Source organism: Plantactinospora endophytica, assembly GCF_016862915.1.
Lineage (GTDB): Bacteria > Actinomycetota > Actinomycetes > Mycobacteriales > Micromonosporaceae > Plantactinospora > Plantactinospora endophytica.
Window position 1 is genome coordinate 253,483 of record NZ_BONW01000022.1, and the last position, 15,245, is coordinate 268,727.

At 74.0% G+C, this 15,245-nt stretch carries 10 protein-coding genes; 2 read left to right on the forward strand and 8 right to left on the reverse strand.

Annotated features, from left to right (window positions below):
• The first annotated feature begins 77 nt into the window (after positions 1–77).
• The gene (locus tag Pen02_RS24800; RefSeq protein ID WP_203868468.1) at positions 78–2,558 is read left to right on the forward strand and encodes a transglutaminase TgpA family protein; all 2,481 of its coding nucleotides are present in this window, start codon (positions 78–80) and stop codon (positions 2,556–2,558) included.
• A 381-nt stretch (positions 2,559–2,939) separates the two neighbouring features.
• On the opposite strand, the gene Pen02_RS24805 is transcribed toward Pen02_RS24800, so the two are convergent.
• Entirely contained in the window at positions 2,940–3,323 is a 384-nt protein-coding gene (locus Pen02_RS24805) for an SCO2097 family morphological protein (RefSeq protein ID WP_203868469.1), read from the reverse strand.
• Positions 3,324–3,438: 115 nt separating this feature from the next.
• A complete protein-coding gene (locus tag Pen02_RS24810) occupies positions 3,439–4,698 on the reverse strand; it encodes a DNA polymerase IV (protein ID WP_203868470.1) in 1,260 nt (419 codons plus the stop codon).
• A 116-nt stretch (positions 4,699–4,814) separates the two neighbouring features.
• On the opposite strand from Pen02_RS24810, the gene Pen02_RS24815 reads away from it, so the two are divergent.
• Complete coding sequence (locus tag Pen02_RS24815; protein ID WP_203868471.1) at positions 4,815–5,819, forward strand: aldo/keto reductase; 1,005 nt, start codon at positions 4,815–4,817, stop codon at positions 5,817–5,819.
• A 13-nt stretch (positions 5,820–5,832) separates the two neighbouring features.
• Here the strand turns inward: Pen02_RS24815 and Pen02_RS24820 are convergent, their stop codons facing one another.
• The 6 genes from Pen02_RS24820 to Pen02_RS24845 all read right to left on the reverse strand — a co-directional run bounded on the left by Pen02_RS24820 (position 5,833) and on the right by Pen02_RS24845 (position 14,951).
• Positions 5,833–7,275 carry an alkaline phosphatase family protein gene (locus Pen02_RS24820; protein WP_203868472.1) on the reverse strand — a complete coding sequence of 481 codons (1,443 nt, stop codon included), beginning with the start codon at positions 7,273–7,275 and terminating at the stop codon, positions 5,833–5,835.
• A complete protein-coding gene (locus Pen02_RS24825; protein ID WP_372445660.1) occupies positions 7,272–8,036 on the reverse strand; it encodes a methyltransferase domain-containing protein in 765 nt (254 codons plus the stop codon). The genes Pen02_RS24820 and Pen02_RS24825 overlap by 4 nt, the downstream gene beginning before the upstream one ends.
• A gap of 7 nt (positions 8,037–8,043) precedes the next feature.
• Entirely contained in the window at positions 8,044–11,403 is a 3,360-nt protein-coding gene (locus tag Pen02_RS24830; RefSeq protein WP_203868474.1) for an error-prone DNA polymerase, read from the reverse strand.
• A gap of 363 nt (positions 11,404–11,766) precedes the next feature.
• Entirely contained in the window at positions 11,767–13,644 is a 1,878-nt protein-coding gene (locus Pen02_RS24835) for a DNA polymerase Y family protein (RefSeq protein WP_239141214.1), read from the reverse strand.
• Positions 13,645–13,727: 83 nt separating this feature from the next.
• On the reverse strand, positions 13,728–14,435 hold the full coding sequence (imuA', locus tag Pen02_RS24840; protein ID WP_239141216.1) for a DnaE2-dependent mutagenesis accessory factor ImuA': 708 nt from the start codon (positions 14,433–14,435) through the stop codon (positions 13,728–13,730).
• 66 nt (positions 14,436–14,501) lie between these two features.
• On the reverse strand, positions 14,502–14,951 hold the full coding sequence (locus Pen02_RS24845; RefSeq protein ID WP_203868532.1) for an SAV_6107 family HEPN domain-containing protein: 450 nt from the start codon (positions 14,949–14,951) through the stop codon (positions 14,502–14,504).
• Between the last annotated feature and the right edge of the window lie 294 nt (positions 14,952–15,245).

Here is a 15,245-nt window from a genome sequence, read left to right on the forward strand (position 1 = left end):
CGGAAGCGGTACCGGCGACGGGATGAGGGCGGCGGGATGAAGCGGACCGGCAGCGCCGGCACGGACAGGGAGAACTGATGAGGGGACGCCGACACCTGGGGTTCGTGGCGGCAGCGGCGACCCTGCTCGCCGCCGCCCCGATGTCCACCATCTACGACCGGTGGACCTGGCTGGTGCAGTGCGCCGTCGTCGTGGGGCTGATCGCCGGCGCGGCCACGCTGACCCGGTGGTGGCGGGCGCCGGTGTGGGCCCAGGGGCTCAGCATGGTCGCGGCGCTGCTGCTCGGGCTCACCTGGATCTTCCCGAGCGGGCAGGAACTGGTCTCCCTGCTGCCCACGCCGGGCACCCTCACCCACTTCGGCTCGCTGCTCGCCAGCTCCGGCGAGGACATGCGCTCGTACGGCGTCCCGGTGCAGGACCTCGACTCGCTGCTGTTCATCACCGCGCTCGGCGTCGGCGGGGTGGCGATCGTGGTGGACCTGCTCACCGTCGGGATGCGCCGTCCCGCCCTGGCCGGGCTGCCGATGCTGGCGATCTACTCGGTGCCGGTGGCGGTGCACGTCGACAGCGTCTCGGCGGTGCCGTTCGTGATCGGGGCGGTCGGCTTCCTGTGGCTGCTCGCCGCCGACAACGTGGACCGGGTACGCCACTTCGGACGGCGGTTCACCGGCGACGGGCGGGACGTGGACGTGTGGGAGCCGTCCCCGCTGGCCGCCGCCGGCCGGCGGTTGGCGGTGATCGGCGTCGCGGTCGCCGTACTGCTGCCGCTGGCCGTACCGGGGATGACCTCGGGGCTGCTCAGCCAGCTCGGCACCGGTGGTGGTGGCGAGGGCAACGGTCGGCCCGGGCAGGGCGGCTCGCCGGGCCGGGTCAACCTCTTCGCCCAGCTCAGTGGCGAACTCAACCGTTCCGAGCAGCGCGACATGGTCAAGGTGACCACCAACGACCCCGACCCGTTCTACCTGCGGTTCGCCGTCGCCGACGACTTCGGGCGTACCGGCTTCGGGCCGCGCTCGCCGGAGGGCGCGCCGGTGACCCAGGGACTGCCCGACCCGCGCGACATGAGCCGGGAGCAGAACGCCGGCATCACCCGTACCCAGTACCAGGCCGAGGTGGAGATCGTCGACTTCGCCATGCCGTTCCTGCCGGTCTACACCGCACCGGTGAGCACCCGCAACGTCGACGGGAACTGGCGCTACGACCCGACCATGCAGGTCCTCTACTCGGAGCGGGCGTCCTCGCGGAACAAGAAGTACTCGTTCGAGTTCGTCCGCTCGGAGTACACCCCGGCCGCGCTCGCGGCGGCACCGCAGCTCGCGCCGGAGCACGCGTTCCGGAAGCTGTACACGACGGTCGAGCCGGTGCGGGAGGTGGAGGAACTCGTCGGACGGCTGACCACCGGCAAGCGCAACGACTACGACCGGGTACGGGCCATCTACGACCACTTCTCCCGGAAGAACGGGTTCAGCTACGCCCTGAACACCGAGGGCGGCACCAGCGGGCAGGACATCGTCAACTTCCTCACCAACAAGGTCGGCTTCTGCCAGCAGTACGCCGCCGCGATGACCTGGCTGGTCCGCGAGGCGGGCGTACCGGCCCGGGTCGCGTTCGGCTTCACCAGCGCCAACCGGTCGAGCAACACGTACACCCTGACCAACAACAACCTGCACGCCTGGACCGAGGTCTACTTCACCGGCATCGGCTGGGTACCGTTCGACCCGACCCCGGCGGCCAGCATCACCGGGTCGTGGCGTTCCGAGTGGGCACCGGACCCGGACGCGCCCGAGCAGTCCCCGACCGCCCCGTCGGCCTCGGCCGGCCCGACCGCCGACCCGTCGGCCGGTGCGGAGTCGCCGGACGGCGCGGAGCGCCCGCTCGACGAGGCGTTCGACGGCGGTGCCGGGATCGCCCCGGACAGTGGTCCCCGCTGGCCGCTCTGGGTGGTGGCCGTGGCGGTGCTGCTGGTCCTGCTGCTCACCGTGCCGGCACTGCGGCGGGTGCTGCTCCGGCGGCGCCGTCAGGTCCGGGCCGCCGCCGCGGCCAGCACCCTGGCCTCGGTGACGGCGGACGGGGACGTACCGCCCGGGGTGGCCCGGGTGGTGCTCAGCGACTCCGAACTGGCCCGGGCCCGGGCCGACGCGCACGCCGCCTGGGACGAGTTGGTCGACACCCTGGTCGACTTCCGGGTCCGGGTCGATCCGGCCGAGACGCCCCGGGCCACCGCCGACCGACTGGTCCGGGAGGGGCTGACCGCCGGCACCGCCGACGAGGCGGTACGCCTGCTCGGGCACGCCGAGGAACGGGCCAGGTACGCCCGCGAGCCGCTTCGGCACGGCCCGCTGGCCGACGCCCTCCGCTCGGTACGCCGGGCGCTGAGCGCCGGGGCCGACCGGCGTACCCGGCTGGTGGCGGCCACCCTCCCGCCGTCGGTGCTGTACCGCTGGCGGTTGGCGGCGATGGACCTGTCGGCCGGTTTCGTCGGGTTCACCGGCCGGTTCCGGGACCGCCTGCTGCGCTGGAGCCCTCGGCGGGTGCTGGCCAACCGCCCGTCCCGCTGAGCCGGGAGGCCGGATCACCCGGTCCACCCGACCCGCACCAACCCGAAGGGCCCACCCCGCGAGCGCCGGGGTGGGCCCTTCGGGCTACCGGAGGTTGGGCAGGTCGTCCGGCCGGCAGGTCGCGCCGCCGATCACGGCAGGCCGGGTGCGGTCGGACAACGCCGGGCCGGGTGCGGCGGACAACGCCGGGCTGGGCGCAGCGGACAACGGCGGCAGGCCGGGTGCGGCGGACAACGGCAGGTCGGGCAGGCCCGGAAGACGCGAATGGCCGGCGGTGGCAAGCCGCCGACGATGGTGTGCAGGCATGGAGAATCGTCAGTGGTCGCCGGGACTGATCCCGGCGACCCCGTCAGCGGGGTTGGCCCCCCGGACGGGAAACGGTCAGCGGTGGCCTTCCGGCCGCTGACGCCACCTCTCCTCGAGTCGGTCGATCAACGACAGGCGTCGCCCGCGAACCCGGCGGCTGGTGGTGCCGCCGACCACGTGCAGATCCGGTGACTGCGCCTTACGCTGCGACAGCATCGCGAACGCGGCCGCACCGAGCATCACCACGAAGCCCGCTACTCCGAGCAGCGGAGTTTTGCTCACCGTGCCGTAGACGACCAATGCTAGGCCAGCGATGATCACGCTGACCGCGACGAGCAGGCGACGCCGCGCGTGGAAACGCGGATCGCTGGCGCGCACAGCCGAGGCGAACTTAGGGTCCTCGGCAAGCGACTGCTCGATCTGCTCGAACAGCCGCTGCTCGTGCTCCGAGAGCGGCACGGCACTCCTCCCCGGTCATGCTGGCCGGTCCGCTCGGACCGACAGACCGTGGCAGCCAACCGGCTGCTTACCCGCCAGTCTACGAGGGGGGTCGCGGGTCGGAAAGCGGGACGACCTATGGCCGCGCCGGATTTTCCGTCCGCCGCAGGTCGCCGCGCCCCAACAGACTCGCCGGACGCACCATGGAACGCCCGAATCGGGCAGCCGCGGCGTCGGCGGCGGCCTCCGCTTCGCGCCAACCGTGCTCGGGCGCGTCGAGTGCGAGCTGTCGCGGCGTCTGGTCGCCGTCGCTGAGCCCCTCGACGCGGACGCCGATCAGGCGGATCCGGTCACCCGGGCCGAGAGCGTCGAAGAGCGCCCAGGCGGTGTCGAACACCTCCCGGGTGACGTCGGTCGGACCGCCGAGGGTGCGGGACCGGTTGACCGTCCGGAAGTCGGCGAAGCGTACCTTGATCGACACCGTCCGGCCGACCTGCCCGGCCCGGCGCAGCCGGACGCCGACCTTCTCGGCGAGCGCCAGCAGTGCCCGCCGGATCGTCTCCGGATCGGCCAGGTCGGTGTCGAAGGTGACCTCGGCGCCGATCGACTTCTCCGCGTGCTCCGGACTGACCCGACGCGGATCCCGCCCCCAGGCCAGCTCGTGCAGGTGGGCGGCGGCCGCCTCGCCCAGGTTGCTCCGGAGCAGCCCGACCGGCGCCTCGGCGATGTCCCGGACCGTACGCAGGCCGAGCCGGCGCAGCGTCTCCGCCGCCCGCTCCCCCACTCCCCAGAGCGCCTCCACCGGCAGCGGGTGCAGGAACTCCAGCACCTGGCCGGCCGGCACCACCAGCAGCCCGTCCGGCTTGGCCCGGGTGGAACCGAGCTTGGCCACGAACTTGGTCGGCGCCACTCCGATCGAACAGGTCAGACCCTCCTGCTCGGCGACCCGGGCCCGGATCAGCCGGGCGATCTCCGCCGGCCGGCCGAGCAGCTTGCGTGCCCCGGCCACGTCGAGGAACGCCTCGTCCAGCGAGAGCGGCTCCACCAGCGGGGTCACGTCGCGGAAGATCTCCATCACCGCCCGGGAGGCGGCCGTGACCTGCGCGAAGTCGGGCGGCAGGAAGACCGCCGACGGGCAGAGCGCCCGGGCCCGCATCGTCGGCATCGCGCTGCGGACGCCGTACTCCCGGGCCTCGTAGCTGGCCGAACTGACCACGCCGCGCGGGCCGACCCCGCCGACCACGACGGGCCGGCCCCGCAGGTCGGGTCGGCGGCGCACCTCGACCGCGACGAAGAACGCGTCCATGTCGACGTGCAGGATCGGCGAGCCGGAGTCGTCGGCGTCCGGGCCGAAGCGCGGATCACTGCCGCGCGGCACGGACTGGCTACGACCCATACCGGCAGGTTAACCCGGGGGTACGACGGAACCGCGAGCCCGACCCCGGTGGCCCCCGCCTGCTTCGGCTCCTACCATTGGCGGTCCGGCACAGCACGGACACGGGGAGGAAGCCGATGAAGACGGTGCCACTCGGGCAGACCGGTGAGCAGGTCAGCCAGTTCGCGCTCGGCTGCATGCTGATGGGCACGCTCGCCGACGACGAGTCGTCGTACGCGATCCTCGACCGCTACCTCGACGGCGGCGGCACGTTCCTGGACACCGCGAACTGCTACGCCTGGTGGCCCGGCCCGCCCTTCGTCGGCGGTGAGAGCGAGCGGCTGCTCGGCCGCTGGTTGCACCGCACCGGGCGGCGCGACGAGGTGTTCCTGGCCACCAAGGGCAGCGCCTGGATCCGGGACGTGGCCGCGGTACGGGACAACCCGCACGACCCGCAGGCGGCCAGCCGGCAGTACGAGGGGGCCGGCGGCGACACGCTGCGCCGCGCGCTCGACGACAGCCTGCGCCGGCTCGGCACCGACCACGTGGACCTCTACTACGTGCATGTCGACGACCGGAACACCCGGCTGGAGGAGACCCTGGAGGCGCTGGCCGGACTGGTCGCAGCCGGCAAGATCCGGTACGTCGGCTGGTCCAACGTCCGCACCTGGCGGCTGGAGCGGATCCGCCAGCTCGCCGACCGGTACGGTTGGCCGGCCCCGGTCGCCCTGCAACAGCAGCACTCCTACCTGCGCCCCCGCCCCGGCGCCGACACGCTGTCGATTGTGGACGACGAACAGCTCGACTACCTGCGGGCGAACGACGGGGTGACGCTGGTGGCGTACTCGCCGATCCTGAAGGGCAGCTACGACGACCTGGCGAAGCGGCGGGACCACCACGTGATGGAGTCGTACCGGGGGGCGGACACCGACGCCCGGTTCGCCGCCGTCGCCGAGCTGGCCGCCGAACTGGGAGTCACCGGCAACCAGCTCGTGCTGGCCTGGCTGCTGCACCAGCGGGAGCCGGAGTTCGTCACGCTGTTCGGCCCCCGCACCCCGGAGCAGTACGCCGCCGCACTACCGGCGCTCGACCTCACCCTCACCGACGAGCACCTGGCCCGACTCGCCGCGGCCGGAGCCTGAGCCGGGCGCGGGGTCAACCTCGCAGTGGCGGTACGACCAGCAGCGGGATCGTCATCTCGGTGGCCGTACACGAGCCGTGGTAGGCGACAAGCGTCGTCTCGATCGGATGGTTCGTCTTCGAGGCGAGTACGACGGTCGGGGCGAGGCAGGCGACCACCACGTCACCGATGCGCGGCAGGTGTGCCTCGGGTACCGGGCCGAACCAGCCGGCCGCGACCGCCTCCTCCCGGGTGGCGACCCACGCCTGCTCGCCGAGCACCTCGGTCCAGGCGGCCACCACGTCGGCGGTCGCCCCGGGCAGGGTGTGCAGGTAGCGGACCCGGGCCTCGCCGGCCACCACCCGTACCCCGGCCCGCAGCCGGAGGTCGGTGTCCAGGTCGTACCGGCCCTCGGCCGGGATGTCGAGCTGCCCGTGGTCGGCGGTGACCAGCAGCGCGGCGTCCGGCGGCAGCCCGTCGACCAGCCGGGCGACCAGCGCGTCGACCTCGGTGACGGCGGCCCGCCAGTCGGCGGAGTCGATGCCGCTGTGGTGGCCGTGCCGGTCCACGTCCGCGTGGTAGCCGTAGACCAGGGTCGGGCCGTCCCCGGCGGTGAGCGCGCCGAGCATCTCGGTGGCCAGCGCGTCTACGTCGTCGGCGCCCCGATGCGTTCCGCCCCGGTAGGCGGCCACGCTCAGTCCGGTGTTCGCCAGCGCCGGCCGGCTGACCACGGTCACCGCGACCCCGGCCGCCTCGGCCCGCTGCAACTGGGTCGGCAACGGCTGCCACCGGTGCGGATCCGGGTCGTCGCCCGATCCGGCGGCGGGCGTGGGCACCGGGCCACCGGCCGGCGCCCCGGGAAGGTGCGGCACCGCCGGGCTCGCCGGCCCGCCGACACCGGGAAACGTGTCGACACCGGGAAACGCGCCTGCACCGGGAAACGTATCGCCGCCGGGCAGCTCGACGACTCCGGTGGGCGGCCAGGAGCCGCTGGGGCGGTCGCCGCCGACCGGGGAACCCGGGCCGCCGCCGGGAAAGGTCGGGCCGTCGACCGGGGACCTCGGCCAGTCGATGTGCGTGAGTACCCGGTCGGTGCCGGGGACGTTGACCCGGAAGCCGAGCACGCCGTGCGCGCCGGGCGCGGCACCGGTGCCGAGGCTGACCAGGCTGGTCGGGGTGGTGGAGGGAAAACCGCAGGTGAGCGGGCGTCCGAACCGGGCGGCCAGGTCGGTCAGCGTCGGCGCGTGCGGGGCGGCGGTCGGCAACTGGTACCAGCCGAGCCCGTCGACCAGCAGCACCGCGATCCGGCGTACCCCGGCGAGCTGCCCGGCCAGTCCCAGCGGGTCGGCCCGGTCGACCGCCCCGGAGTCGCCGGTCGGTACGCCGAGCACCGACAGCGCGCTGGGCAGCACGTCGGCGAGGCTGCCGCCGAAGTAGTGCGGCCGGACCAGGTCGAGTGGGTTGCCGGGACTCGTCATGCCGGACGGCGGGCGAACAGGTGCAACTGGGCGGCGATGTCCCGGTACGGCGGCTGGGCCGACGCGGCCAACTCCAGGTCGAGCAGGGCCGGCAGGTCCGCCTCGGCGGCCACCGCCGGGATCAGGTCGGCGAAGACGCGTACCCCGTGGGTCTGCTCCACCGCCAGCCCGGCGGCCTCCAGCAGCGCGGCGGCGCCGTCGGCGTCGTAACGCCGCCGCAGGGTGTCCCGGGATCCGGCGTGCCCGTCCGGGTCCCGTAGCAGCGCGGCGGCGACGTCCAGGTGCCCGTTCGTGACCCGGCTCAGCACGGCGGCGGCCCGGTTCGCCACCAGTACGCTCGCCGCGCCGCCCGGCCGCAGTGCGGTGCCGATCGCCCCGACCACCCCGGCCGGATCGTCGACCACCTCCAGCACGGCATGACAGAGCACCAGGTCGGCGCTGGCCGGCTCGACCAGCCCGGCGAGGGCGTCACCGTCGCCCTGCACCGCGCGTACCCGATCGGCGACCCCGGCCTCGGCGGCCCGCCGGGTCAGCGCGGCGAGCGCGTCCGGACTGGCGTCGACCACCGTCACCCGGTGGCCCGCCTCGGCCAGCGGCACCGCGAATCCGCCGGTCCCGCCGCCGACGTCGAGCACGGTGAGCGCCCTGCCCTGCTGCCGGGCAAGTTCACGGCGCAGCACGGTCCAGACGACGGCGGTACGCGGGCCGCTCGCCGGGCCGGCCGGACGGCTCTGAGTTCGCTCCACCCCGACGAGCCTAATGCGCTGGCTAGCGGAAGTCGCGGGAGGCGGGGGTGACCGGTGGGGTGATCGCGTCGAGCCGGTCGGCGACCAGGTTGGTCACCCCGTCGTGCCGTTCCAGCTTGCCCCGCACGATCAGCGCGGTGCTGGTCCGGGCCACCTTCCGGTAGCGCTGCCACAGCCCCGGTGAGCAGGTGACGTTGAGCATGCCGGTCTCGTCCTCCAGGTTGAGGAAGGTGACCCCACCGGCGGTGGCCGGACGCTGTCGATGCGTGACGATGCCGCCGACCCGGACCCGTTGCCCCGGCTCGCACCGGGCCAGCCTGGCGATCGGTACCGCGTCGACCGCGTCGAGCTGGGCCCGGACGAACTGCGCCGGATGACTCTCCGGGGAGAGCCCGGTGGCCCAGACGTCGGCCACCAGCCGGTCCACCGCGTCCATCCCGGGCAGGGTCGGCGCCTCGGCTCCGGCGATGGTGCCGGGCAGCCGGTCCGGCTTGTCCTGGGCCGCCGCGCCGGCCGCCCAGAGCGCGGCCCGGCGGGTCAGCCCGAAGCAGGCGAAGGCGTCCGCGGTGGCCAGCGCCTCCAGATGTGCGGCGGTCAGCCCGACCCGGCGGGCCAGATCCGCCATGTCCCGGTACGCCCCGTGCGCCGTCCGCTCCCGCTCGATCTTCTCCGCCAGGTCGTCGCCGATGGTGCGTACCCCGGACAGCCCGAGCCGGACCGCCGGGCCGCCCAGCCCCCACCGGTGCGGCGGCTCGCCGGGCTCGCTCCCCCACCGGGTCTGATAGGTGGATTCCAGCGTCGCCTTGGCGTTGCTGGCGTTGATGTCCGGGCGGCGTACCTCGACACCGTGCCGGCGGGCGTCGTCGACCAGGGTCTGCGGCGAGTAGAAGCCCATCGGCTGGGCGTTCAGCAACGCGGCCAGGAACGGCGCCGGATGGTAGCGCTTGAGCCAGGAGCTGGCGTAGACGAGATAGGCGAAGCTCATCGCGTGGCTCTCCGGGAAGCCGAAGCTGGCGAAGGCGGAGAGCTTCAGATAGACGTCGTCGGCGACGTCGCCGGTGATGCCCCGCTCCGCCATCCCGGCGTAGAGCCGGTCCCGGATCTGCGCCATCCGCTCGGCCGAGCGTTTCGAGCCCATCGCCCGGCGCAGCTCGTCGGCGCCACCGGCGTCGAAGCCGGCCAGGTCGATCGCGAGCTGCATCAACTGCTCCTGGAACAGCGGCACCCCGAGGGTCTTCTCCAGCGCGTTACGCATCAGCGGATGCGGAAAGTCGACCGGCTCCAGCCCGTTCTTGCGCCGGATGTACGGGTGCACCGAACCGCCCTGGATCGGGCCGGGCCGGATCAGCGCCACCTCGACCACCAGGTCGTAGAAGCATTTCGGCTTCAGCCGGGGCAGGGTGGCCATCTGCGCCCGGCTCTCCACCTGGAACACCCCGACCGAGTCGGCCCGCTGCAACATCGCATAGACCTCGGGGTCGTCCAGGGACATCGAACTCAGGTCGAGGGTCGACTCGATCATGTCGTACGCGTAGTGCAGCGCCGAGAGCATGCCGAGGCCGAGCAGGTCGAACTTGACCAGCCCGGCGCTGGCGCAGTCGTCCTTGTCCCACTGCAACACGGTGCGGCCGGGCATCCGCCCCCACTCCACCGGGCACACCTCGATCACCGGCCGGTCGCAGATCACCATCCCGCCGGAGTGGATGCCGAGGTGCCGGGGAAACGTCTGCAACTCGTTGGCATAGGTGATCACGTGCTCGGGGATGTCGTCCACGTCGACCGCCGCCACGCTGCCCCACCGGTCGATCTGCTTGCTCCAGGCGTCCTGCTGGCCGGGCGAGAAACCGAACGCCTTGGCGATGTCCCGCACCGCCGACCGGGGCCGGTACGAGATGACGTTGGCGACCTGCGCGGTGTGCTCCCGGCCGTATTTCTTGTACACGTGCTGGATCACCTCCTCCCGGCGGTCGGACTCGATGTCGACGTCGATGTCCGGCGGGCCGTCCCGCTCCGGGGCGAGGAAGCGCTCGAAGAGGAGCTGGTGCCGGACGGCGTCCACATTGGTGATCCAAAGCGCGTAGCAGACCGCCGAGTTCGCCGCCGAGCCCCGGCCCTGGCAGTAGATGTCGTTGTCCCGGCAGAACTTCACGATGTCGTAGACCACCAGGAAGTAGCCGGGGAAACCGAGCGCCTCGATCATCTCCAGCTCGTGTTCGAGCTGCCGGTACGCCTCCGGGTGCGCGTCGCGGGGGCCGTAACGTTGCAGCGCGCCCTCCATGGTCAGCTCGCGCAGCCAGCTCATCTCGGTGTGCCCCGGCGGCACCGGGTAGTCCGGCAGTCGCGGGGCGACCAGGTTCAGGTCGAAGGCCAGCTCGGCACCGAACTCGGCGGCCCGGGCCACCGCGCCGGGATAGGCCGCGAACCGGGCCGCCATCTCCGCGCCGCTACGCAGGTGTGCGGTACCGGCCGCCGGCAGCCAGCCGTCGATCTCGTCCAGGCTGCGCCGGGCGCGTACCGCCGCCAGCGCGGTCGCCAGCCGTCGCCGGGACGGGGTGGCGTAGTGCACGTTGTTGGTTGCCACGGTGGGCAGCCCGGCGGTGGCGGCCAACTCGGCGAGCGCGTCGTTGCGGTCGCCGTCGTACGGGTCGCCGTGGTCGGTCAACTCCACCGCCACCGTCTCCGCCCCGAACAGCGCGGTCAGCCGGTCCAGTTCCCGGGCCGCCGCCTCGACCCCCTCGGTGAGCAGCGCCGCCGGCACCGTCCCCTTCCGGCAACCGGTGAGCACGAGTACGTGGTCCTTCAGCGCCTCGGCGACCTCTTCCAACTCGCCGTAGACCGGGCGGCCCTTCTCCCCGCCGCGCAACTGTGCCCGGGCGATGGTGCTGGCCAGCCGGGCGTACCCCTCCGGGCCGTGCGCGAGGACCAGCAGGTGCCGGCCGAGCGGGTCCGGTTCGCCGTTCTGTGGGCCGGGCAGCCCGAGCGACAGTTCGGCGCCGAAGATGGTGGGCAGCCGCAGTGCCCGGGCCGCCTCGGCGAACCGCACCACCCCGTAGAACCCGTCGTGGTCGGTGACCGCCAGTGCGGTCAGGCCGAGCCGGGCCGCCTCCTCGGCCAGTTCCTCCGGATGGCTGGCCCCGTCGAGGAAACTGAAGTTGGTGTGCGCGTGCAGTTCGGCGTACGGCACCGCGCCCTCGACCGGGGCCGGCGGCTCCGGCGGGGTGTAACCGGGCCGTCTGCGGGTCCAGGCCGGGGAGTCGCCGCCGTCGGCGTCGACCGCGAGCGGGTCCACCACGCGCAGCCGTGGCTCGCCCGGCCCCCCGGGTCGGCCGGAGAGCACGCGCTCCAGCTCCGACCAGGGCATGTCAGGGTTGTGGAAGCTCATCGGTGGTCTCCGCCGGGCAACGCCGTCCGGGTCGGCGGCGGGAGGGGCGTCGGCATGTGCGCAGCCGCCGGACGGGCCGGCGGCAGGTGGACCGTCACCGGACGGGCCAGCAGCAGGTGCGCCGACGGCAGGTGCACCGTCACCGGGTGTGGCCGCCCGAGCAGGCACATGCCAATTGAGGACCATGCCACAGAGGCATACTTATGCCTCTGTGGCATATCTGTCGGCGGAGATATGCCGGCTGGCGCAGCCCACGGCGTCCGCCCGGTGATGGTCCGCCGCGCCCACCCGACCACGGACCTTCCGACCACAGACCACCCGGGCACAGACCGCTCGACCACGGGCCGCCCGATGCCGGCCCGCCTAGTCATAGATCGCCTCCACCCACCACGTGCCGCCGGCCAGGGAGAGCAGCAGCGCCGTCCCGTCGGTCAGCGCCACCTGGAACCGGGCCCGCCGCCGGGCCTCCGCCGGAGCCCACCAGCGCTCGTCGACCGGCCACGGACCGGCCCAACTGACGATCTCCACCGACCCGACGAAGGCCGTGGAGGCTGTGGAGACCATGGAGGCCGTGGGGGCCGTCGGCACTCCAGATGTCGACGGCACTCCAGAGGTCGACGGGGCCCCGGCGGCTACCGGTATCCCGGAGGTCGACGGCGCCCCGTCGACCTTCGACGGCAAAGAGGCCGTCGATGCCCCGGCGACCGTCGACGGCAGGGCGACCGTCGACGCCCCGGCGACCTTCGACGACACAGCGGCCCTCGACGGCGCAGTGACCGTCGGGGGCGCAGTGACCGTCGGGGGCACAGCGGCCGGCGGCGGCACAGGCGCGGCTCTGCCGGGCGCTGGGATGGCCAGTTCCAGGCGGGCCGGCGGGGCGCTGATCTCCAGTCGGGCGGTCACCCGGACGAGTTCTCCGGTGGCGTCGTAGACCGCCGCCGGCAGCGGCTCGGGCAGCACGACGGCCGGTGCCGGGGACGGCAGCCGACCGGGCCACGGTGGAGCTGCCGGCCGGCCCGGCGCCCGCTCGTCGCCCCAGGGCACCAGCCGGGTCTGGTCGGCCGGAGACCGCCCACCGCCGAGCACCGCGGTCACCACCGACTCGGGACCGAGGATGCCCTGCACCCGGCTCAGCGCCCGGTGTGCCCGCTCCCGCTCCGCCCCCGTCTCGCCCCACAGCCCGGGTTGCAGGCCGACGTGCGCCAGCACCCCCTCGGGAACCAGCCGCAGCCGGATGATCCCGGCGGTCGGCCGGGGCGGGCCGACCCGACCGGAGCCGGGCCGCCGGCTGGTCCCGGTCAGCCAGCCGTCGAGCTGCCAGCGCACCCGGTCGGCGATCGCCGCCGCGGTCAGCAGCCCGTCGTGCCGCCAGACCCGGCGCAACTCCTGGCCGTGCGCGGTGACCGCCTCGATGGCGAGCCGGGTGCAGGCCAGCCCGTGCCCGGCGAGCGTCTCGTGCAGCCGCTCGGCGAGCGTCCGGGCGGCGAACGCGGCCGCGTCGACCCGGTCGAGCGGATCGTCGTACGTCTCGGTCACCGCCAGGTCCGGCGGCGGGCGGCGGACCGCGAGCGGACGGTGGTCGTCACCGCCGGCCAGCCGATGGGCCAGGGTGCCGTCGAAACCGAACCGGGCCAGTACGTCCCCGGCCGGCAGCGCCGCGAAGTCGCCCAGGGTACGCAGCCCGAGCCGGCGCAGCAGGTCGGTCAGCCCCGGCCGGCCCAGCGCCTCGACGGGCAGGCCGGCGAGGAACCCGGCGGTGGCACCGGGCGGGACGACCCGACCGGACCGGGCCGCCAGTCCGGCGGCGAAGACCCCGTCGGCGATCCCGATCTGGCTCTCCACCTCACAGGTCTGCGCGACGTGCTCGACGATTCGTTCGGCGGCCTGCTCCTCGCCACCGAAGTATCGACTCGGGCCGCGCGCGGCGACCGCACACGCCCCCGGCCGGATCACCTCGACCCCGGCCACCACCTCCTCGACGGCGGCGACCACCGGCTCGAAGGCGCGTACGTCCCGACCGGGGTCGTGGTCCAGCACGGTCAGCCGGGGGCAGCGGCTCTGCGCCTCCCGCTTGCGCAGCCCTCGGCGTACGCCCTCGGCACGGGCGGCGGCGGAGGCGGCGACCACGCGGTTGGCGTACAGCACCGCGACCGGGGCGGTTGCCGGCACCCCGTCGACGATCTCCGCCGCGATCACCGGCCAGTCGGGGCACCAGAGCAGCATCGTGCGCACCGGCGCCACCGCACACCTCCCTCGACCAGCAGATATGCGATCTTAGAACGTGTGTTCGATTCATGGTGACCCGGCCCGGAAACTGCGGGACGTTATTTTCCGACGACGGTGAGCGAGGTACGCCGGGACGGCGTCGGCTTCGTCGCGCGGGTCGACCGGTCGCCGGGCAGCCACACCCGGATCTCCTTGGGCCGGGCCGCCGCGCCACGACCTCGGGCGGAGATCGTCACCTCCCGGCGGCGCAACCTGCCCCGGCCCTGCTCCAGCCCCTCCCAGGCTCCCCGGACCACCTGGAGCGTCACGTCGGCACCGGCCCAGCGGCCGTACGGGACGAGCACGCTGCCGCGTTGCCGGGCCCGGGCGGCCAGCCGGCTGACGACCGAGGCGGAGACCGTGCCGGGCACCGCCGTGACCACGACGTCGACCCCGTCGATCAGCGCGGCGACCACGGTCGCCCACTCCGGGCCGGGATAGGGGACGAGGGCGAGCCGGTCCAGTTCGATGCCGAGGTCGGCGGCGGCAGCGGCGCCGAGGGTAGGCACCCCGACCACGGCACACCACGACCCGGCCCGGGACGCCTCGGCGAGCAGCGCCAGCATCAGCGACGTGCTACCGCCCCGGGCCGGATGGCCGGGACCGACCGCGACGGTACTGCCCCGGCGCAGTCCTCGGTTGGGCAGCAGTCCGGCCAGCTCGGGGAGTACCGGAAGCAGCCGGTGCGCGCCGGCCGGGTCGGTGCCGCTCGCCGGGCGGACCAGGTCAGCCAGGGCGGCGGAACCGGCCGCCATCCGCCCCGCCATCTCGACCCTGCTCCCCCGTGTGTTCCGTTGCCGCCCGCCGTCGTCTCCGTACTCGGTCCGTCGCGGTCAGGCGGCGATCCCGTCGAGGACGGGCTGGTGCGCCACGCCGAGCGCCACCTCGATCACCGCGACGAACTGTTCGGCCGCGCGGAGCAGGTCGTCGGCCTCCCGGGCGCTCACCACCCGGGGAATGCCCGCCTCGGCGGCGGCCCGCTTGGTGGCGCCGGTGGCGAAGTAGTTGGCCCACTCCCCCAACTCCGGGGCGACGACCACCAGCAGCGCCCAGACACTGGTGACCCGGTTCCGGCGGGTGGGTGCGGGACGGGCCCGGGCGGCGAGCATCGCCGCCGCCGCCCGCAGCGCGGCCAGGTGTGCGGCGGCGTACCGCAGGCCGTCGGGGCGGGTCTCGGCGGCCTCCGCCAGCCCTCTCCGGGCGATCGTCAGTAGTTGGGCGGGGGTGCGGTGCGGCAGCACGTGCGACGGCACCGTCGGCGCCTGAGCCTGGCTGGTCGGCATGGGACTGTCTCCTCCGCGTACCCGTTTCACCGCGTCAGCGCCGTCGGCCGGAACGACCGTGCTGGCCTGTGCCAGCGCGGCGGCCGGGGGTTGACGCACCTGGTCGAGATGGCCGCTGCGGAGGAAGACGCATCGGCGGTAGCCGGCCGGATGTGGACGCTTCCCCACACCACACCCGGCCGACCGAACCGGCGGGTTCGTCGTCCGCCGCCCGGGGGTCGTGGGCGGCGGACGACGACCTGCCTGATGGGTCCGGATTCGCGGGTCCGGATCCCGTGCGGTCCGCGAAACCGC